This is a genomic window from Flavobacterium subsaxonicum WB 4.1-42 = DSM 21790, from assembly GCF_000422725.1.
Classification (GTDB): Bacteria; Bacteroidota; Bacteroidia; order Flavobacteriales; family Flavobacteriaceae; genus Flavobacterium; species Flavobacterium subsaxonicum.
In genome coordinates this window covers 291,548-312,208 of record NZ_KE383909.1, presented here as the reverse complement: position 1 = coordinate 312,208, position 20,661 = coordinate 291,548, and the positions used below count along the sequence as shown (strand labels likewise).

The window sequence follows — 20,661 nt, the reverse complement described above, 5'->3', positions numbered from 1 at the left end:
TATGAAAAGGTTTTGCCTCATATTTTCACTTTTGGTTTTTGTTTTCGCGGTAAAAGCACAGCAGTCGGTTAACTTTCAAAAGTTACGGTATGATGATGACTTTTCGTACTTAAAAAAAGACTCCGCCAAAACCTGGTACAAAAAATTAAAGTACACTCCCCTAAGCAGCGATGGCAGCACTTATATTTCGGCTGGTGGCGAGGTGCGTTACCAGTACCAGTATTTTAAGAACGAAAACTGGGGCGATGCACCTAAAGATAACGATGGGTATGTTTTAACGCGCTACCTTTTCCATACCGATCTTAAGGTGGGTAGCCATTTTAGGGCATTCTTTCAGTTGCAGAGCAGCCTTGCCGATGGCCGTATAGACCCAAGCCCGGTAGACCAAAATGTATTAGATGTGCACCAGCTTTTTTTTGATGCTAACCTGTACGGTAAAGAAAGTGAATCGCTGATTTTAAGGGCAGGCAGGCAGGAGATGCTTTACGGCTCGCAGCGCATAATTGCCGTTCGCGAAGGGCCTAACAACCGTTTAGCTTTTGATGGCGTAAAAGCAATGCTTAAACGCAAAAACTTTAAGACCGATGCTTTTTATACGCACCCCGTAGTTAACAGGCCCGAAATTTTTAACGACCATTTTAATAAAAATACCAAACTGTGGGGTAGTTACAGCACATTTAACGCCGTCCCGGTACTTCATAATATCGACCTGTACTATTTGGGATTATGGAAACGCAACACCGTTTTAGACGATGGACAGGGCAAAGAACGCCGGCACTCTTTGGGTACACGGATTTGGAAAAGCAAAGGCAATTTTACTTATGATTTTGAAGGCTTGTATCAGTTTGGTAAATTAGGTGCGGCAAATATTATGGCGTGGACGGTATCATCTAACACAGCCTACAGGTTTGAGAATATTAAATTTAAACCCACCTTTAGCCTTAAAACAGAGGCAATTTCGGGTAACCGAAACTATGGCGATGGCACTGTTGAGACCTTTAATCCGCTGTTTCCGCGTGGTGCTTACTTTGGTTTGGCGGCGCTTGTTGGTCCCTCGAACATGATCGACCTGCATCCCTCTATCCAGCTTCAGCTACTGCCCGACCTAAGCCTTACAACCGACTGTGATTTCTTTTGGAGAATGAGTAAAAACGACGGTATTTATGCGCCCAATCTTTCGCTAATCTATTATGGTGCAGCTAATAACAATGCTTATACGGGAACGCAACTGGCTGCCAACTTTGATTATACAGCTAATGATTTTCTGTCTTTTACTCTTGAGGGCACCTGGTTTGCCCCCGGCGATTACTTAAAACAGTCAAGCCCAGGTAAAAATGTTTACTTTACTGCCGTTACCGCCCAATTTAAATTCTGACAGCTATATCATGGCATAGGCGGTTTTCTTAAACCCTGAAAAACTTATGCCAGCCGTTTTCTTGAAGAATTTACTAAAGTGGGCAATATCATCATACCCTAAATGGTAGGCAATTTGCTTAAGGCCCATACCCTCCCATTTGGCTTTACGTTTAGCCTCCATTAAAATACATTGCTGTATGTGGTAGCTCGCCGTATGGCCCGATACTTTTTTAACCTTAATATTCAGGTAATTTGGTGCAATGCAAAGCATAGCGGCGTAGTCTGATACTTTTTTCATTTGCAGGAAGTTGTTCTCTACCATTTCCAAAAAAGTATTTACAAAGTCGGCATCATCGTCCTGAACTGTAGCGGCTGTATCAAACAACTCTAAGCTACGGCTTAGCTGAATAATTAAAACCTTTATCAAAGCACGCAGTACTTCTAACTTATATGTGGCATTGCTTCCCGAAAATTCTTTTACAATATCCAGCAATAAATGCTCAAACTGCTTATCATCATCAGATACTATTACCGGGTTAGACCCCTTTACATCAAACAGGCCGGAGTTTTTAAGCAACTGGGTATTCTCGCCTAACGGAAACAAAAAAAACGCACTGAACTCAATTATATAGCCCGATGCATTAAAACCGGCATCAAAGCTGTACAATTGCCCGGGACGAATGCAATATAAGGTATCGTTATTTAAAGAATATTGTTCGGTGTCAACGGTTATGCTGCCAGTACCTTCTTTGCTCCATAGTATTAGGTAAGATGCCGCTTTTACGGGTTGCGAAATACCATAAAAAGATTGCAGGGTATTAATTTCTATTCCGGTTTGTGTTTGTAAGGCTTTCATTGTTTTCTTAGTTAAAGTTCAGTAGTACTACATCAAGCCATGTACCAACCGGCTAAACCGATATATTACAACAACTTACACTAAAAAAGCAATTTAGATAATAACGATATATCGTTACAATTTGCCATAAGCACGAAATAGAGTATTAATAGTATATACCATTTTAGTTGCTAATTGTCTAATTATAATATTGCTTAACTGCCTTAAAACACAAAACCCCAAACCAATCGGTTCGGGGCTTCTGTATATTTTAAGAACTCTAATTAATTCAGCGCAAAGCTTATGTTTACATTGGCAGTAATTTCTATCTCGCCAATAGCAAGCGTTTCCTGTGGCATATCGGCCATTTCGGTTTTAAGCATTGCAGTGCGCATCATCGGCTGTGGGTAATACGTCTGGCTATTATCTGTAACTGTAATCGCTTTACCTAATTTCTGACCCAAAGCAGTAGTATAATCAGTCGCTTTTTTCTGGGCATCGGCAACAGCCTTAACCCTTGCTTCGCTTTCGTACTGCTGCTGTTTAGATGTTTTAAACGCAACACCGTTAATGGTATTTACACCGGCATCGGTAAGGCCCATCATAAGCGCATCATACTTAGCAAGGTCTTTTAAATGGATAACAATGGTTTGCGATGCTACAAAGCTGTATTTCTTTTTAGTGTAGTCGTAGTTTTTGTTAAGGTTTACCCTTTGCGTCTGGTAATCGCTTTGTGCCAGTTTTTGAGCCTTTAAAAACTTTATAACAGCATCTATAGCTGCATCATTTAATTTTTTAACCTCGTTGGCATCGGCGCCGGTGTTGGTAACGCCCACAGTAATATCGGCCTGGTCCGGAGCCACTAAAATTTTGCCCTCTCCGTTAACGGTTATTTGTGGCTGTGGGTTTTGCTGCACCTGTGCGTTTGCCAGGGTGCCAACAAATACTAATACGATTAATGCAATTTTTTTCATCTTGTTTGATTGTTATGATTTTCTGTAAGAAAACCAAATTGCGTGCCAGTTTTTATATTTTAGATCTTATTTGTTTTTGCCAGATAAAACAATATAGCTATCGGTATAACTAACAATATAACCATCAAGGTATTATCCTGAAGCATGTGCGGCTCGCGAGAAAGGGTAATTGCAAACCCGCCAATAGCGCCACCAAAGTGTGCCACGTGGCCAATGTTGTCGTTTTTGGCCTTCATACCATAAATGGAGTACAACATGTACCCAATGCCAAAAACGTAGGCCGGTAATTCTATAAAATAATACAGGTAAATAGTACCATTTGGATCGAGCAATATGGAGCTGTAAAGTACACCCGTTACTGCGCCCGATGCGCCAATAGCACGGTACCAGTAATCGTCTTTATGAAAATACAGCGTTAGCAAACTGCCCGCTATAAGGCTTGTAAAATACACCAGTAAAAAAGTAAGCGGCCCCAAAAAGGCTATTACCACCGGTGCAAAAAAGTAAAGCGTTAGCATATTAAAAATAAAGTGCATTAAATCGGCGTGTAAAAACGCGCTTGTAAACATGCGGTATTGCTCGCCGGCCCTAATGCTGCCCACATGAAATTCGTATTTTTTAAAAAAAGCCCTGTCGTTTAAGCCTTTGTAGCTTACTAAAGCATTTACACCAATTATTGCGTATAAAACAATATCGTTTAAATTCATCATACTGTATAAAATTCGGTCTACAAAGCTAACGTAATACACTTAATCATAGTACTCTTGTTGTACTATTTTATTTGCAATTTTGCTGTGGGGCAACCAACCGCCCATCAAACAATAAATACGTTATCTTTGCATAAAAAAAGAATGCAGCTTTTAGCATATATACTGGCCTACCCATTTATCTGGCTAATCTCTATACTACCGTTCCCTCTGCTCTATTTTTTGTCGGATGTTATGTACTTCATCGTCTACAGGATTGTTGGCTACCGTAAAGCCACAGTAAGGCTTAACCTTAGCCTGGCACTGCCCCACCTTACGGCAAATGAGCAAAAAGATATTGAGAAAAAGTTTTACCGCCATTTTTGCGATAACTTTTTTGAGATGGCTAAAACACTTACTATATCAGACGAGCAAATAAACAAACGTTTTGTATTTACTAATTTTGAAGTGGTACGCGAGCTGGAAAAGCAGCAAAAAAGTGTTGCAATGCTTATGGGGCATTACGGCAGTTATGAGTGGATGCTGGTAATGAACCGTCATCTTAGCTTAAAAGGCTACGGAATATACAAACCTATTAAGAACAAATATTTTGACAGGCTGGTTAAAAAAATGCGTAGCCGTTTTAATGCCGATCTTGTTGGGGTGCGCGATGTTATACCTACCATGCGCAACAACATTAGAAACAATGTACACGCTGTTTATGGTTTTATAACCGATCAGTCGCCTAAACTATCGAGCGCTATACACTGGGCTGATTTTTTTGGGATGGAAGTACCCGTGCATGTTGGTGGCGAGATGCTTGCCAAAAAAATTGGGCTTAACATGATATTTGCCAAAATAGAAAAAACAGGCCGCGGTTATTATAAATGCACCTTTATACCCGTTGAGGAGAATATTAAAGAAGTACCCAATTTTGAAATAAGCGACCGCTTTATGCACATGCTCGAAGAGCAAATTAAAGAGGTGCCACCATATTATTTATGGACACATAAACGCTTTAAACACCGCCGTAACGACCCTGCCGGTTATAAATCAAACCACTGATCTATATTTACACCACTATCGGCTCTTTCGTTTACGTGGGTAAATTCGTTATTTTTATTGTTGTATTTATAGTCTAAAGTCCACTCGGCATGATTTTCGGCCATAGCCTTAATGCTGTCGCATACATACTGTATCTCGGCATTGGTGGTAGTTGGGTGTATAGACATACGTATCCATCCTGGTTTCTGGATAAGGTCGCCTAACGATATTTTATCGGTAAGATAATTAGACTGTTCCTGGTCTACGTGCAACAGGTAATGCCCATAAGTACCGGCACAGCTGCAACCGCCACGCGTCTGGATGCCAAACCTGTCGTTAAGCAGTTTAACGCCAAGGTTAAAGTGCAGGTTATCTATGTAAAAAGATATTACCCCTAACCTGTTTTGCTGCTGTGGTGCCAGTATATTAATGTTAGGCACATTGCCAAGGCTGGCAAAAACATACTCAATAATTTCTTCTTCGCGCTTAAGTATGTTGGCTACACCCATTTGCTCTTTAAGCCTTACGGCAAGTGCAATTTTTATAACCTGAAGAAAACCGGGCGTACCGCCATCTTCTCGCTCTTCTATATTATCAAGGTATTTGTGCTCACCCCACGGGTTGGTCCAGCTAACAGTACCCCCACCCGGGTTATCGGGCACCATGTTTTTGTATAATTTTTTGTTGAAAACCAACACACCGGCAGTACCGGGGCCACCTAAAAATTTGTGCGGCGAAAAGAAAATAGCATCCAGCCACGCATCCGGGTCGGCCGGGTGCATGTCTATATTTACATACGGCGCCGAACAGGCAAAATCAACAAAACAAATTCCGTTATACTGGTGTATCAACTTAGCCACCTCATAATAAGGAGTCTTAATACCTGTAACGTTAGAGCATGCCGTTATAGAGGCTATTTTTAGCGTATGGTCTTTATATTCTTCTAATAAATCTTTAAAGCTGTCAAGGCAAATAAGCCCTTTAGGGCAGGCCGGTATAATAACCACATTGGCAATAGTTTCTAACCATGATGTGTGGTTAGAGTGGTGCTCCATGTGCGATATAAAAACCACCGGTTTTTTCTCGGCAGGCACATTGGTATGTGTACGCAGGTTTTCGGGTACTTTGAGGCCTAATATCCTTTGCAGTTTGTTTACAACGCCCGTCATACCAGAGCCATCGGTAATTAAAATATCATCTGCACCGGCATTAACGTGCTTTTTAATAATGTGGCGCGCCTCGTGGTAGGCATTGGTCATGGCCGTACCGCTTACGGTAGTCTCGGTATGCGTATTGGCTACAAAAGGGCCAAACTGGTTAACAATCTTATCTTCTATAGGGCGGTACAGCCGGCCACTGGCAGTCCAGTCGGTATACACAATTTTTTGCGTACCAAAAGGCGAGGTAAACTCCTGGCCAATGCCAATAATATTTTGCCTGAACTTTGCAAAGTAATCTTCCAGTTCACTCTTTAATATAGTATCTGCAGCCTGTAACATAATATAGTAGATTATTAACTAATGCAAATTTAGAAAAATAAAAATGTTAGCCGTTATAATTGCCCAATACTTGTATGCTGCTCCTAATAATAACTTTACATCATAGTAGATATATAAAAATGTAAAACATTAAATTTTAATTTAATGAATAAAACAGCCATTACAAAATTTCAATATTAACATTTAGTTACCACTGCTTTTCTTCAACATCAATTTAATGTTAACACCATAAGCAGTTAACATTAACTTAACATTGTAAATATACTTTTGCGCAAAATAATTTTTAGATGAATTTTTGTAAAGCGTTCTCTTTTTTGCTATTAGCCTGCACAATTTCAGGATATGCCCAAACTAATACCGATGCTACTACCCCGGTGCCACCGGTAGAAAAAAAGTGGTACGAAAAAATAAACCTGCGTGGCTATGCACAAGTGCGTTACAACAGGTTACTGGAAACTAACGAGAACCTTGGGTGCGAGCAGTGCGACCGCTCATGGGGTGGCGATGGTGGCTTTTTTTTAAGAAGGGCGCGTTTGGTATTTTTTGGACAGGTACATAAAAATGTATATTTTTATTTTCAGCCCGATTTTGCAAGTTCTGCAAGTTCAACGGGGCTTAATTTTGGCCAGATACGAGATTTATATTTTGATATAGGTTTTGATGCTGAAAACGAATACCGTGTGCGTATTGGCCAAAGTAAAATACCTTTTGGCTTTGAAAATATGCAAAGCAGCCAAAACAGGATTCCGTTAGACAGGGCAGATGCAATAAATAGTGCTTTTAGTAACGAGCGCGATTTGGGTGCCTTTTTTTACTGGGCCCCTAAACGCATACGCAAATTATACAGCGAACTGGTTAGCGATAATTATAAGGGATCTGGAGATTATGGCGTTTTTGGATTTGGCGTGTTTAACGGCCAGACCGCCAACCGCCCCGAAGCTAATGACGAGCTGCATGTTGTTGCCAGGGCTACCTACCCTTTTACAATTGGCAACCAGATAATAGAACCCGGTATACAGGGCTATAGTGGTAATTATTACGTTACCGATTCTCAGCTTAGCGAGGGTGTTACTACCAAAGAAGACAGAAATTATACCGACAGGCGCGCAACCGTATCGTTTATACTTTATCCAAAACCTTTTGGCTTTACTGCCGAATATAATATTGGACAAGGCCCTCAGTTTGATAAAGTATCTCAATCTATAAAAGTAAAGTCTTTAGAAGGTGGTTATGCCATGGTAAATTACAGGTTGCCAATTAAAAACATGATGTTTTTTCCTTTTAGCCGATATAACTACTACAGGGGCGGAAAAAAACACGAGCTCGATGCACGCAGCTATGCTGTTAACGAGTTTGAAGTTGGCGTAGAGTGGCAACTTAATAAAAATTTTGAGTTTGTAGCTATGTATACCATATCTGACCGTACTTACGAAGATTTTGCACTACAGGATAATCACCAAAAAGGCAATCTGCTTCGCCTTCAGGCACAAATAAACTTTTAAAGATATTTATACGGGCATTTATAGTGCCCGTTTTTATTGCTACTTATAAATAATTACCTTTGCAAAAATTTTAGTTATGCCAGAATATATTGGATACCATTTTACTGTAGCACCCAAAGAGCCGGGAGCCGAAATACTTATGGCCGAATTGGGCGAAATGCCTTTTGAAAGCTTTGAGGAAACCGAAAATGGCCTTTCGGCATACATACAAAAACAATTATGGACAGAGGATGTTTTAAACGATATCCAGATCTTAGGGTCAGACGAGTTTACAATAACCTATACTATAGAAGAAATTGAACAGGTTAACTGGAATGAGGAGTGGGAAAAGAATTTTGAACCCATAGATGTAGATAACACCTGCCGCGTTCGTGCACCTTTTCATGAAAAGATAGATGTGCAGTATGACATTGTTATAGAGCCTAAAATGAGTTTTGGCACCGGCCACCACGAAACCACGTTTATGATGATTCAGCACTTGCTGGAAACAGATGTTGCCGGTAAAAAAACGCTGGATATGGGCTGCGGTACTGCCATACTTGCCATTTTAGCCGAAATGAAAGGCGCACAGCCAATTGATGCTATAGATATAGACAACTGGTGCTACCTAAACTCTATAGAAAATGCAGAACGCAACAACTGTTCTAACATTACAGTTTATGAGGGCGATGCGGCTTTATTAGCGGGTAAAAAGTATGACGTTATTATTGCTAACATTAACCGTAACATACTTTTAAACGATATGCAGCAGTATGTAGACTGCCTTAACGAGAATGCTATCTTATTATTAAGCGGTTTTTATGAAGAAGATATACCTTTTATAGATGCATCGTGCACAGAAAAAGGGCTTAAGTTTGTAAAAAAGCATCAAAAAAATAATTGGGTGGCGCTAAAATATATAAATTAGCATGTATTAAATTTTTGATTATGAGTACCAAAGAAAAAGTATTAGAAGAAGTACTTACAGAAGAGCAGGTTGGCAACAATAACGAGATTGTGCTGTATAATGATGATGTAAATACTTTTGACCATGTAATAGAAACCTTAATGAGGGTTTGCAAACACACGGCAGAACAGGCAGAGCAATGCTCGCTGCTGGTACACTATAAAGGTAAATGTACCGTTAAAACAGGAGAATATAAAGAGTTAAGGCCACAATGCTCGCAACTACTTGATGCCGGATTAAGTGCAGAGATAATATAAAAAAAGATGCCATGGCATCTTTTTTTACATCTACATGTAATTTTCCTACATATTTTATCTTACAAATAAAAAATTAATTTTTATCATATTTTTCAGGTAATATGCATAAAATCAAAAATTTATCGAACTTATTTTTGAATATGTAATCTTTTACGTGAGTTTTATATGTTAATAATGCATAATACATAGTAATAAATTTGTTAGTCTAAATAAAATTTCACAATTTTGTGATTATCCTTTTCATCGATCAAAAACTGAAAGGAAAAAACTATTTACTTAATAATTACTTATTTAAATCTTTATTTTATGAAGAAGAACTATTTTTTAGCATTAGCCCTGGCTACAGGTTTTATGGCTAACGCACAGTTTACTGACGATTTTGAAAGCTATGAAGACGGTGAAGAAATTGGTAATGCGCACTGGACCAGCTGGTCTGGAGGAGTTCCTGGTGAAAATATCGTTGCAAGCACAGCTGAAGCTTTTAGTGGTACTAAGTCTGGTTACATTGGAAACGATGGACAGGATGCTTTATTACTTTTAGGCGAAAAATCAAGCGGTACTTATACTTTACAGTATAATATGCTTATTCCTACTGCTGATGATTGGGCATTTTACGGAATAATGGATGCAGAAGATACTGAAAGTGAATTTAGCATTAACATGTATGCTAACTATGTAACAATTGATGATGTATTTACTCCTAATCAACTTGCATGGACGTATTCTGACGGAACATCAAACTATGTATTAGAAACTGCTGATTATATTCCGGGTGAGTGGTTTACAATTACACACGTTATTAATCTTGATGACCAGATGATTGAAATTAAATTTAACGGTGAAACTGTTTATTCTGGAGATTTTCACAGTACAGCTGGTACTTTAGGCCAGGTTGACTTTTGGAGTTTAGAAAATAGTACTACAGGCGAAAACAACAATGCTTACTACCTGGACAACATTCAGTATGTTGAAGGTACAGAACTTTCTGTTAACAACCCGGTATTAAATAATGCTTCAGTTGTAGCTTATCCTAACCCTGCTAAAGATGTATTAAACATTGCTTCTCAGGATAACATTTCTGAAGTTACTATGTTTAACGTTGCAGGTCAGCAAGTATTAACTGCTAAACCTAACACTAACTCTGCTCAGGTTAAATTAAACAATCTTTCAGCTGGTATGTACATCGTTAAAATTGTATCTGGTAACCAGACAATTTCTAAAAAAATATCTGTAAACTAATTACACTTATTTCAAATAAAAAAGGCTGTCTATTAATTTAGACAGCCTTCTTTTTTTATATGTGGTTTATGTTATCTTTCAAACACATAAGTAGTACTGCCGCTTGTGTAAATAGCGCCACCTGCATTATTTCTGTCCGGATATCTTGATAAAATATTGTTATCTACCAATGTAAGTTTTTTACCGCTTTTAGCTAAGGTTATAATCTGGTCGTCGCCATTCTGGTCTTTATATGCAGCAGATATAGCAGCATTGTTACCAGTACCGTCAGCTTCCCAAGTACCAGAAGCCTCATAAGATGATGCACAGCCAGATGTGCCTGTAGCCTCGTTTACCAGTATGCCTGTAACAACATAAGTAAATGTGCCATCTTCCCTTAAAGTAATTTTTCCGTTATCATAACAATCAGATTCTTCGGTCTGGTCAACGTGTGGTGTACCATCCAGGTCAAAATCAGTAGCCGCTTCTGTATTTACTTCTTCCAGTTCATACGTACCAGCAATAGTAACATCGCTGTTGTTGTCATCATCTCCGCTGCAAGATGCAAATCCTAAGGCCGCAATAGTTAGTGTGCCCAATAATAAATTAATCCTTTTCATTTTGTTTAAATTAATGTTAGTGTGCCAAAACTATCAAGGTGTTTCTTAATAAAAATTTAAAAACATTAATTTAAAATTTAATTAACAGGCATTTTAACCCCGTAAATTGCTAAAACCTTATATTACAGTATATTTATATATGTACGCATATTAGTTGCATATTTTAAAATTTGCCCAATACTTAACTTTAGTTTATGATGCTTTGAGGCAATAAAATCATAATTAAAAACGTTGAAAAATACAATCTGAAAAAATTTAAATCAAAATTTTTATAATAATGTAATTGTAGTGTTAGTATTTGCACTACAACAAAATAGTACATTCTTACAATGTACCTATACATTGCCTATACAAAACACATAGTTACTACAAGGTTATAGTTATGTCCATAATCTTAATTTGTGCCAAACCAACCGCAAAATGGCAGTTAACAGTATATAAACATTTAAAATTTGCCTGATAATTTTAGTGTATAGTTTGTATATAGGTACATTAATTACATCGTTTTCGCTGAATACATACATTTACATTCATAACCAAAATTAATTTTTATGAAAGTAAAACAATTACTCAAAAGTAAGGCACTTAAAGCATCAGCTTTATTAGGCCTCTCTCTTCTATCATTTAGCGGTAATGCGCAAACCAATGTTACTGTAGATGCAAACGATACGTGGCTATCGGCAATGCTGTGGTTTACCAACAACACGGAGCAGACTTATGAAAACTATGCGGGAGACTGGCCCCTTGCCGACCTAAAAACAACCTTAAACACTACAGATAATACGGTATCGCTTTATCCTAACTATAGCGCCTACACTGCCGGAGATCCAACATGGTCTAATGGAGTGCTTGGCAACAAAATAATGCTTGCTCTTAGCTACGTCCAGGACGATGCACTTGTTGGCCAAAACATAACCTTTAGTGGTACTGTAGTAAGTAATACCCTTGTAGCGGGTTATGAGGTAAAAGCATTTGTAAAGTTATTAGATGCCAACTACTCATCTCCGCCGGTTGCAGAGATAACAGTAGTTTTAGACGAAGAAGGCAATTTTACAGTTCCTGTAAATATCGGGCAATATCCTGCAACAGCACACGTACAGTATGGCTTTATGACACGAGGATTAAATGCCAACCCGGCTAACGAAGCGGCTTATGGCAAAATGGTTATTGGCGGCGGCGAGCCCGAAGAACCAACTGTAGATACTACCGTTTCTATAGACAACGACTCAGAGCTTATTGGCTACGCCAACTGGTTTCAATTAGATGGTACAACCTATATCAATGGTGGTACATGGGGCGTAGACGCCTTAAAAACAGTTGTTAACAGCAATAACACATTAGACCTACACCCTAACTTTAGCGCTTATGGCGATGGTACTGATGCCGAGTGGGCAAACGGCGCTATTGGCACAAGAGTATTTGAAGGTAACACTTATGTACAGGACGATGCCCTTGCAGGCCAAACATTTAGCTACACAGGCCATACGATTAGCAACACGTTAGCTACCGGTTACACGGCTATTGCTTTTGTAAAAATATTTGATGCTAACTACGCTAACCTTGTAATGACTACAGAAGAGCTTGTACCGGGAGAAAATTTTAGCATCGTAGCATCTCCCGCAGCGGGATCTCATGTGCAATATGGCTATTCAGTAACAGGTATTAATGCTAACCCATCTCAGGAGGCTGCACTGGGCTTTGCACGTGTAGGCCAGGCTACGGCTGCAACAGTAGATTTTACAAAACAGGCTGTTAGCGTTTACCCTAACCCTGCTACAAGCGTATTAAACGTAACGGCTCAGGATAATATAGATGGTGTACAGGTATTTAACCTTTTAGGCCAAAAAGTTATCGATGCCACGCCAAACCAAACTACTGCTACAATAAATGTATCTGGCCTAACTGCCGGTGTGTATATTGTAAATACAACAGCAAACGGCAAACAAAACTCTACCCGTTTTATTAAACAGTAAACCTTAAATCAGAATTGTTTTTTAAATTTTCATTGAGATAAGTTTAAACCGCCCCGCCCAAGCGGGGCGGTTTTGTTTATAAACACTTTTCTTTTGTATATTCGTAATAAAACTAAACTCCACAAAGTATTTTGAAAAAAAATATACTTTTTTTTATACTATTCGCCATTACAGCCTTGGGTCAGGATTTGCCACCCATCAATAAATTTAGTTCAGGCACTTACAATGCCGGCAATCAAAACTGGATGATAAGCCAGGACGGTAACAACTACCTGTACTTTGCCAATAATGAGGGGTTGTTAGAGTTTAACGGCAGTGCCTGGACACTCTACCCCACTCCTAATGAAACCATTATGCGATCTGTAAAAGTAATTGGCGACAAAATATACACCGGCTGTTACATGGAGTTTGGCTATTGGAAAAGACAAGCCAACGGCCTTTTAAAATACTACTCTTTAGCCAAGAGCATTAAAAATAAAATTATAGACGATGAGCAGTTCTGGAACATTGCCCAGTACGACCATTGGGTTATATTTCAGTCGCTTAGCCAGATATTTATATATGATTGCGCATCGGGAAAATTCAATATTATATCGTCTGATACAGGTATGAATAAGGTGTTTGCTGTAAACAATACCATTTTGTACCAAACGTTTAGTTCAGGCCTTTTTGAAATTGAAAACGGCAAAAGCAAAATTATAAGCAATGCCCCGCTATTTGCTAACAGCAAGATAGTCAACATTTTTAGTAAAGATGATGGCCTGCTGATACAAACCCAGTACGAAGGTTTTTTTGAACTTAAAAACAACATTGTAACCAAATGGAACATTGAGGCCGATATCGAGCTAAGTTCCACCAGTATATACAGCAGCCAGATGCTTAGCGATGGCAGCTTTGCATTGGGCACGGTATCTAACGGTATTTTTATACTGTCGCCACAGGGGCGTCTAAAATATCATATTACACAAAACAGAGGCCTTAGCAATAACACGGCACTTTCTTTATTTGAAGATGCCGATAAAAACCTTTGGATAGGCCTTGATAATGGCATTAACTGCATTAACATGCAATCGGCGGTGCACAGCCTGGTTGACGATACCGGCTTTTTAGGTACTGTGTATGCCTCTATTTTATACGAAGGCACACTCTATGTGGGCACCAATCAGGGATTGTTCAGCAAGCCGTATGGCACCGATGCCGACTTTAAATTTATACCGGGCACCAAAGGCCAGGTATGGAGCTTATACCATTACGATAGTACACTTTTTTGCGGTCACGATTACGGTACCTACATTATTAAAAATAATACCGCAACCCAAATATATACCGGCATTGGCACCTGGAAATTTGAGCGCCACCCTTACAACAGCAACCAGCTTATACAGGGCAACTACCTGGGGTTATCTATTATAGAGAAAACACCTGCGGGTTGGAAATTCAAGAACCGCATTGAGGGTTTTGATTATTCGAGCCGGTTTTTCGCCGTAAATGGCAACAATTTTTATATAAGCCACGAATATAAAGGCATATTCAGGGTAACGGTAAACAATACCTTTACAAAGGCAACTAAATTTTTTGCCTATAAAAATCCGAAAAAGGGTAAAAATGCGAGCCTTAGCACGCTTAACGGCGAAGTTTTCTATGCCTCTAAAGACGGTATCTTTAAGCTTAACACAAAAAATAACGAGTTTATAAAACAGGATAAGCTTTCCAAAATATTTGGTAATGATGAGTATACATCGGGTAAATTGATACCTGATAACTCCGGTAAGCTGTGGTTTTTTACTAAAAACTACATAAATTATTTTTCATCGGGTAAGCTGAATTCAGATCTTAAGCACAATATTATCCCAATACCCTCATCGTTAACCAATTCCATGCTGGGGTACGAGAATATTACCCAAATTACGGCCAGCACCTACCTAATTGGTACTACAGATGGTTATTACACCATTAATATAAACGATATATCCTTTAAAAATTATAAAGTATTAATCAGTAATATTACCGCTAACGCGCTTAATCAGAATCCGTTTAATTGTGCATTATCAGGCGACAGCAATTTTAAATATTCCGAAAATAACTTAACCTTTTCCTACACAGTTCCTGAATACAGTAAGTATGTAAATGCTGATTTTCACTACAAACTGGAGGGCATGGAAGACGATTGGAGCGACTGGAGCAACAAATCGTTCATTAACTTTAAAAACCTGCCGCCGGGCGATTACACCTTTAAAGTCAGGGCCAAGACGGGTAACTCACTATCTGTAAATACCGCTACGTATGCCTTTACCATTTTAAAACCCTGGTATGCTACTACATTAGCATTAATTATCTATTTGATATTCGCGCTTATTGCTGCCTACATGGTTAACCGTGCTTACAAAAATTACTACTCAAGACAGAAGGAAAAGCTTATTGAAGAAAACAATAGGCTTTTGGAAATTAAAGAACTGGAGAATGAGCAGGAGCTTATGAAAGTTAAAAATGATCAACTGCAGCAGGAATTCGAAAATAAAAACCGTGAATTAGCGGTTTCTACCATGAACCTTATTAAGAAAAATGAGTTGCTATCACTAATTAAAGACGACCTTAAAAAAACCGGCGAAGGTGGCGATAAAAGCCTCAAATCGGTTATTACAACCATTAATAAAAACATTAATGAAGATGATACCTGGGATATGTTTAAAGAGGCCTTTAATAACGCCGATAAAGACTTTTTAAAGAAGATAAAAAAGGCGCATCCGCTATTAACGCCAAACGATTTAAGGCTGTGTGCTTACTTAAGACTTAACCTTTCATCTAAAGAAATTGCGCCCCTGCTCAACATTTCGGTACGAAGCGTAGAGATAAAACGATATCGTTTGCGTAAAAAAATGGACTTACCTCACGAATTAGGCCTTGTTGAGTATATTCTGTCTGTTTAGCAAACCTCAACAAAATGTAAAAACACCTATACATTACCACAACAAAGCCTGTATTTACAAGGTTTTCGTAAGCCGGATATACCATCCGGCTTTTTCATAAAATACTGTTAACAGTGGCTTAACAGCGTGTAATTGCTATTTGCGGCAATTATTTACAGATTGTATATATTTTGTAGAGGTATATTTTGAACATCATAATGTAATGGTATCTAAATTTATAAAATCACAAAAAACCATTTATTTATATGAAGTCAAAATTATTATTAATTGCTTTTATGCTGGTCTCCTCATTTTGCTTTGCGCAGAATGTAGAGATTAGCGGACAAGTAAATGAAGCGGCAACCGGGCTGCCTATTCCCGGCGTTAATGTTGCTGTAAAAAACTCCACATTAGGCACCATAACCGATATTGATGGTAACTACACCCTAACCGTACCCTCAGGATCAACTTTAGTATTTAGCTACATTGGTTTTGATAATTTTGAAAAAGTAGTTACCACCAACGAAAACCTAACCGTAGCACTTAAAGAAAATGCCAAAACCTTAGATGAGGTTGTGGTAATTGGATACGGTACCCAAAGGAAAAAAGAAGTTACCGGTGCCGTTAGTACCGTTAGCGCCCAAACCTTAGAAAAACTTAGGCCTGTAAAAATAGAGCAGGCATTACAAGGAACGGTTTCGGGTGTAAATGTAACCTCTACATCAGGGTCGCCGGGTGCAGGTTTAACCATTAGCATTCGCGGTATTGGTACCAATGGCAACAACAACCCTATTGCCATAATAGATGGTTATCAGGGCGAACTCGGCCTGCTAAACCCCAGCGATATAGAAACTATTACCGTACTTAAAGATGCCCAGGCAGCTATATACGGTACCATAGGTGCCAACGGTATTATATTGGTTACTACCAAAAAAGGCCGTAAAAACCAGAAAACGCAGGTATCTTATAATGTGTATACCGGTTTTCAGGAAACCACACGCACACTGCCTACACTTAATGCTACAGAATATGCTGCCCTGCTTAACGAAAGTTATGCTAACGGCGGGCAGACACTGCCCTACCCTAACCTTAGCGGCCTGGGTACCGGAACCGATTGGCAAGACCAGGTTTTTAGCAAAGGCGTGCCTGTAATAAGCCACGACCTTACCGCAAGCGGCGGGTCAGATAAAATTACGTACTCTATTGGCGCATCGCACGTAGACCAGGATGGTATTGTGGGCGAAGATAAAGCCGACTTTGTAAGGAACACTGCACGTATGGCTTTAGGCGCAGATATTAGCGAGAAACTAAAAATGAACGCCAATATTATTTATACCCAGTTTGACAGGAGAACATTAAGTGAAAACGGACTTGGTTCGGTGCTATTCAACGCACTTAATGTACCGGCTACGTTAACCCCACGCGACGCGACAACAGGCGAATATACCCTTGTACCAAGCACAACGGGCTTTGGTGCAGAGATTATTAACCCGCTGGCCCAAATGGAAAACACCTACAACAAGTACAACTATAAAAAGATAAATGGTACGTTTGGCCTTGATTACGAGCTTATAAAAGGGCTTAAAGTAACGGGGAGGATGGGTTTTAATTCTGCTAACAGCAAGTCTAAATCGTTTGGTAAGCAAGTACAATACGGCCAGACGTTAGGAGATAAAGTGTTCGACGTGCAGCGCAGCAGCGTTACACAGGGCGCAGTTAATGATAATAGCTATACTTTTGACCTTTTTGTAACCTACGTAAAATCGTTTGCCGATGCGCACAACTTTACCTTTACAGCCGGTAACACCATTTATAAAGAATGGGGCAATGGCCTAAGTGCCACAGGTTTTGATGTACCCAACAACGACTGGCATTATGCCGATATAGGCCTTACAACGGGTTTCCAGAACTCTAAAACCAACAGTTCATATACGTATGATGAAAGAAGGCTGTCGTATTTTGCAAGGATGCAGTACGACTACAAAGGCCGCTACCTGCTATCAGGAATGATACGTAGAGATACCTCAACAAAATTCGGACCTGAAAACACTGTGGCTTACTTTCCTTCGGCAACAGCCGGATGGATCATTTCAGATGAGTCGTTCTTTAATAAATCATCGCTGCTAAATTTCGCCAAGCTTAGGGTTAGTTATGGTAGCCTTGGTAACGACCAGATTCGTTCTAATGGCTATGTATCGCTTTTAGGCGGAGAATCTACCTACGTGTTTAACAACACCCTTGTTAACGGTACAGCAACAGGCCAGGTGGCCAACCCCAACCTTAAGTGGGAAGAAGCCAAGAAATTTGACGTAGGTGCCGACCTTAACTTTTTTAACGATAAGCTAACCCTGGTTGCCGATTATTTTGTAGACACAAGGGAAGACCTGCTTATTGATGCCATTCCGGTTTCGGGTATTATTGGTATTGGCGCACCGGGCGCCAGCCCTCCTACTGCAAATGCCGGTAGCGTTAAAAACTATGGTTTTGAGCTTGCTGTAGGCTACAAAACAGCAGTGTCAGAAAACTTTAATATTGAGGCCAACTACAATGTAACCTTCTTAAAAAATAAGGTAACACAGGTAAATAACGGTACCGGTTTTGTACCGGGCGGCAGCTTTGGCCTTAACGAGCAACCATCGAGAATGGAAGTTGGCAAGCCAATGGGCTACTTTTACGGCTACCAGATGGAAGGTATTTTCCAGAACCAGGCCGAGATAGATGCAGCACCATCTCAGGTGGGCTTAGGGTCTACCAGCGTTTCTCCGGGCGATATCCGCTTTAAAGATGTTAACGGCGATAACCAGATTACCGCCGCTGATAAGACCGATCTTGGCAACGCAATACCCAACGCGGTAATGGGCTTTAACCTTACCCTAAACTACAAAGGTTTCGACTTTACAAGCTATGTGTTTGCCTCTCTTGGCAACGATATGATAAGGGCTTACGAAAGAAACGTACCCAACGGTAACCGCCTTAACTACGTACTGGACAGATGGACAGGCGAAGGCACAAGCAACAGCGTGCCAAGGGTAACAACAGGTGCTACAAACAATGCCCTGTTCTCATCCTACTATGTAGAAGATGCCTCGTACTGCAGGATACAAAACGTGCAGCTGGGCTACTCTATTAAACCGGAACTTTTAGGCAATGCAGTTTCAAGAGCAAGATTATATATTGGCGTAAACAACCTGTACACCTTTACCAAATACAGGGGTTACGATCCAAGTGCATCATCCGGCGCACCTATCGGCAGCGGTATCGACTACGGTTTTTATCCGGTACCAAGAACGTATATGATAGGAGCAAACATTAATTTTTAACTTTTGGATACAATGAAAAAGAAGATAATAATAGCCATTGCGGCTTTCAGCATACTTTCACTTAACCTGTCCTGCGGAGACGATTTTGTAGATCGCGAGCAGCCCTACAGTATAGACGGAGAGAACTATTTTAACTCGGCACAGGATTACGAAAACGCCCTTATAGGTGTGTACGATGTACTGCAAAGCACTTATGTAAATGTACTTTTGGGTGAAATAGCATCAGATAATACCCTGAGTGGTGGCGAGAGCGCTACCGACGTTCCGGGTTTCCAACAGGTAGACGATATGTCTCACACACCTGTAAACTCTAACATCAAAAATGTTTGGGACTGGATGTTTGGCGGTGTAAACAGGGCCAATTACATTTTAGAATTTCAGGATAAAATGGATTTTGAGGGCAAGACCAACATAATAGCACAAACCCGTTTTTTAAGGGCGTACTTTCATTTTGAGTTGGTCAAATGGTTTGGTGCCCTGCCTTTAAAAGGCGATGTTCGCTTTGCATTGGGAGACGAAACCAGTATTCCGCGTTCTGCACCGCAGGAAGTGTATGCCACCATAGAGGCCGATTTGCTTTATGCCATCGAAAATCTTGATGATGTTAAAAACCAGGAAAAAGGCAGGGTAACCGTTGGGGCTGCACAGGCTTTGTTGGGTAAAGCTTACCTGTACCAGCAAAAATATGCCCAGGCTGCCGCTATGTTGCAAACGGTAATATCATCTAACAAATACAGTCTTGTTACCGATTACAATACCATTTTTGAAAATGATGGCGAGAACGGCGCTGAGTCGGTTTTCGAGATCCAGTATACCGATCAGGAAGGTGCCGGTTTTGGCTGCCTGCAATGCAGCGAGGGTAACGTAGCCGTAGGTTTTAACGGGCCAAGAAACTTTAACGGCCCATTGTTCGATTCGGGTTATAGCTTTAATATCCCTACACAAGAGGCATACGAGGCTTTTGAGGAAGGCGACCTACGACGCGATGTTGCCATACTTAACATTCAGGCTTTTGCCGATGCCAACCCTACCTGGGATAATGGTACCGATACGCCCGGTGTACTTTTTGGAGAAGGTTACGAGCATACCGGATATTTTAATAAAAAATACATACCAAGGCAGGGCGACCTTAACCTGGGCGATAGTAAGCTAACCAACCCTAACAACTACAGGGCCATACGCTATGCCGATGTACTGCTGATGGCTGCCGAGGCTTACGCCCATAATGGCGATGATGTTAATGCGCTATTGTATCTAAACATGGTTAGGCAGCGTGCTTTTGGCGATGCTAACCACAACATTGCGGCAACAGGCGCAGGATTATACACTGCTATAGAACTGGAAAGAAGAAGGGAACTTATGGGCGAAGGCCACCGCTTTTTTGACCTTGTAAGAACCGGAAGGGCCGCATCTGTAATAGAAGGTTTTACCGCAGGTAAGAACGAAGTTTTCCCGATACCGTACGAAGAGATCCAGTTTGCTAACGGTAACTGGTCGCAAAATCCGCTATATCAATAAAATTATA

15 protein-coding genes are annotated in these 20,661 nt (G+C 40.1%); 10 read left to right on the top strand and 5 right to left on the bottom strand.

Translation table 11 applies throughout. The annotated features are described in order from the left end of the window. Position 1 precedes the first annotated feature (1 nt). On the top strand, positions 2-1,375 hold the full coding sequence (locus tag G509_RS0111835; protein ID WP_026991722.1) for an alginate export family protein: 1,374 nt from the start codon (positions 2-4) through the stop codon (positions 1,373-1,375). Between the two features lie 3 nt (positions 1,376-1,378). Here the strand turns inward: G509_RS0111835 and G509_RS22000 are convergent, their stop codons facing one another. The 3 genes from G509_RS22000 to G509_RS0111820 form a co-directional block, all read right to left on the bottom strand. After that, positions 1,379-2,212, bottom strand: a complete 834-nt coding sequence (locus G509_RS22000; protein ID WP_051200178.1) for a helix-turn-helix domain-containing protein — start codon at positions 2,210-2,212, stop codon at positions 1,379-1,381. Positions 2,213-2,475: 263 nt separating this feature from the next. After that, positions 2,476-3,165, bottom strand: a complete 690-nt coding sequence (locus G509_RS0111825; protein ID WP_026991721.1) for an SIMPL domain-containing protein — start codon at positions 3,163-3,165, stop codon at positions 2,476-2,478. 59 nt (positions 3,166-3,224) lie between these two features. Further along, positions 3,225-3,872: a rhomboid family intramembrane serine protease gene (locus G509_RS0111820; protein ID WP_026991720.1), complete on the bottom strand. Its 648-nt coding sequence runs from the start codon at positions 3,870-3,872 to the stop codon at positions 3,225-3,227. 144 nt (positions 3,873-4,016) lie between these two features. Between G509_RS0111820 and G509_RS0111815 the strand changes: the two genes are divergently transcribed. Further along, on the top strand, positions 4,017-4,916 hold the full coding sequence (locus tag G509_RS0111815) for a lysophospholipid acyltransferase family protein (RefSeq protein WP_026991719.1): 900 nt from the start codon (positions 4,017-4,019) through the stop codon (positions 4,914-4,916). Here G509_RS0111815 and G509_RS21995 read toward each other — a convergent pair. Next, entirely contained in the window at positions 4,898-6,394 is a 1,497-nt protein-coding gene (locus G509_RS21995; protein ID WP_035738906.1) for an aminotransferase class V-fold PLP-dependent enzyme, read from the bottom strand. The two genes, G509_RS0111815 and G509_RS21995, sit on opposite strands and share 19 nt — an antisense overlap. Positions 6,395-6,681: 287 nt before the next feature. Here G509_RS21995 and G509_RS0111805 point away from each other — a divergent pair, with 287 nt between their 5' ends. The 4 genes from G509_RS0111805 (at position 6,682) to G509_RS0111790 (ending at position 10,338) form a co-directional block, all read left to right on the top strand. Beyond that, positions 6,682-7,896: a porin gene (locus tag G509_RS0111805; RefSeq protein WP_035738905.1), complete on the top strand. Its 1,215-nt coding sequence runs from the start codon at positions 6,682-6,684 to the stop codon at positions 7,894-7,896. A 76-nt stretch (positions 7,897-7,972) separates the two neighbouring features. After that, positions 7,973-8,803: a 50S ribosomal protein L11 methyltransferase gene (gene prmA, locus G509_RS0111800; protein WP_026991717.1), complete on the top strand. Its 831-nt coding sequence runs from the start codon at positions 7,973-7,975 to the stop codon at positions 8,801-8,803. A 20-nt stretch (positions 8,804-8,823) separates the two neighbouring features. Further along, positions 8,824-9,099: an ATP-dependent Clp protease adaptor ClpS gene (locus tag G509_RS0111795; RefSeq protein ID WP_026991716.1), complete on the top strand. Its 276-nt coding sequence runs from the start codon at positions 8,824-8,826 to the stop codon at positions 9,097-9,099. A gap of 306 nt (positions 9,100-9,405) precedes the next feature. Beyond that, positions 9,406-10,338, top strand: coding sequence for a T9SS type A sorting domain-containing protein (locus tag G509_RS0111790; protein ID WP_026991715.1), 933 nt, complete (start codon positions 9,406-9,408; stop codon positions 10,336-10,338). 71 nt (positions 10,339-10,409) lie between these two features. On the opposite strand, the gene G509_RS0111785 is transcribed toward G509_RS0111790, so the two are convergent. Continuing rightward, positions 10,410-10,937, bottom strand: a complete 528-nt coding sequence (locus G509_RS0111785; RefSeq protein ID WP_026991714.1) for a lipocalin family protein — start codon at positions 10,935-10,937, stop codon at positions 10,410-10,412. 551 nt (positions 10,938-11,488) lie between these two features. On the opposite strand from G509_RS0111785, the gene G509_RS0111775 reads away from it, so the two are divergent. From G509_RS0111775 to G509_RS0111760, 4 genes are all read left to right on the top strand, one after another. Continuing rightward, the gene (locus G509_RS0111775; RefSeq protein ID WP_026991713.1) at positions 11,489-12,910 is read left to right on the top strand and encodes a T9SS type A sorting domain-containing protein; all 1,422 of its coding nucleotides are present in this window, start codon (positions 11,489-11,491) and stop codon (positions 12,908-12,910) included. A gap of 131 nt (positions 12,911-13,041) precedes the next feature. After that, positions 13,042-15,837, top strand: a complete 2,796-nt coding sequence (locus tag G509_RS0111770; RefSeq protein WP_280512619.1) for a triple tyrosine motif-containing protein — start codon at positions 13,042-13,044, stop codon at positions 15,835-15,837. Positions 15,838-16,082: 245 nt separating this feature from the next. Beyond that, positions 16,083-19,136, top strand: coding sequence for a SusC/RagA family TonB-linked outer membrane protein (locus G509_RS0111765; RefSeq protein ID WP_026991711.1), 3,054 nt, complete (start codon positions 16,083-16,085; stop codon positions 19,134-19,136). Between the two features lie 12 nt (positions 19,137-19,148). Beyond that, positions 19,149-20,654 carry a RagB/SusD family nutrient uptake outer membrane protein gene (locus G509_RS0111760; RefSeq protein WP_035738904.1) on the top strand — a complete coding sequence of 502 codons (1,506 nt, stop codon included), beginning with the start codon at positions 19,149-19,151 and terminating at the stop codon, positions 20,652-20,654. Positions 20,655-20,661 lie beyond the last annotated feature (7 nt).

What these genes read in the sequence shown, in the direction of transcription:
- G509_RS0111835 (WP_026991722.1), top strand. Translation starts at nt 2, where the DNA reads ATGAAAAGGTTTTGCCTCATATTTTCACTTTTGGTTTTTGTTTTCGCG.
- G509_RS22000 (WP_051200178.1), bottom strand. Translation starts at nt 2,212, where the DNA reads ATGAAAGCCTTACAAACACAAACCGGAATAGAAATTAATACCCTGCAA.
- G509_RS0111825 (WP_026991721.1), bottom strand. Translation starts at nt 3,165, where the DNA reads ATGAAAAAAATTGCATTAATCGTATTAGTATTTGTTGGCACCCTGGCA.
- G509_RS0111820 (WP_026991720.1), bottom strand. Translation starts at nt 3,872, where the DNA reads ATGAATTTAAACGATATTGTTTTATACGCAATAATTGGTGTAAATGCT.
- G509_RS0111815 (WP_026991719.1), top strand. Translation starts at nt 4,017, where the DNA reads ATGCAGCTTTTAGCATATATACTGGCCTACCCATTTATCTGGCTAATC.
- G509_RS21995 (WP_035738906.1), bottom strand. Translation starts at nt 6,394, where the DNA reads ATGTTACAGGCTGCAGATACTATATTAAAGAGTGAACTGGAAGATTAC.
- G509_RS0111805 (WP_035738905.1), top strand. Translation starts at nt 6,682, where the DNA reads ATGAATTTTTGTAAAGCGTTCTCTTTTTTGCTATTAGCCTGCACAATT.
- prmA (WP_026991717.1), top strand. Translation starts at nt 7,973, where the DNA reads ATGCCAGAATATATTGGATACCATTTTACTGTAGCACCCAAAGAGCCG.
- G509_RS0111795 (WP_026991716.1), top strand. Translation starts at nt 8,824, where the DNA reads ATGAGTACCAAAGAAAAAGTATTAGAAGAAGTACTTACAGAAGAGCAG.
- G509_RS0111790 (WP_026991715.1), top strand. Translation starts at nt 9,406, where the DNA reads ATGAAGAAGAACTATTTTTTAGCATTAGCCCTGGCTACAGGTTTTATG.
- G509_RS0111785 (WP_026991714.1), bottom strand. Translation starts at nt 10,937, where the DNA reads ATGAAAAGGATTAATTTATTATTGGGCACACTAACTATTGCGGCCTTA.
- G509_RS0111775 (WP_026991713.1), top strand. Translation starts at nt 11,489, where the DNA reads ATGAAAGTAAAACAATTACTCAAAAGTAAGGCACTTAAAGCATCAGCT.
- G509_RS0111765 (WP_026991711.1), top strand. Translation starts at nt 16,083, where the DNA reads ATGAAGTCAAAATTATTATTAATTGCTTTTATGCTGGTCTCCTCATTT.
- G509_RS0111760 (WP_035738904.1), top strand. Translation starts at nt 19,149, where the DNA reads ATGAAAAAGAAGATAATAATAGCCATTGCGGCTTTCAGCATACTTTCA.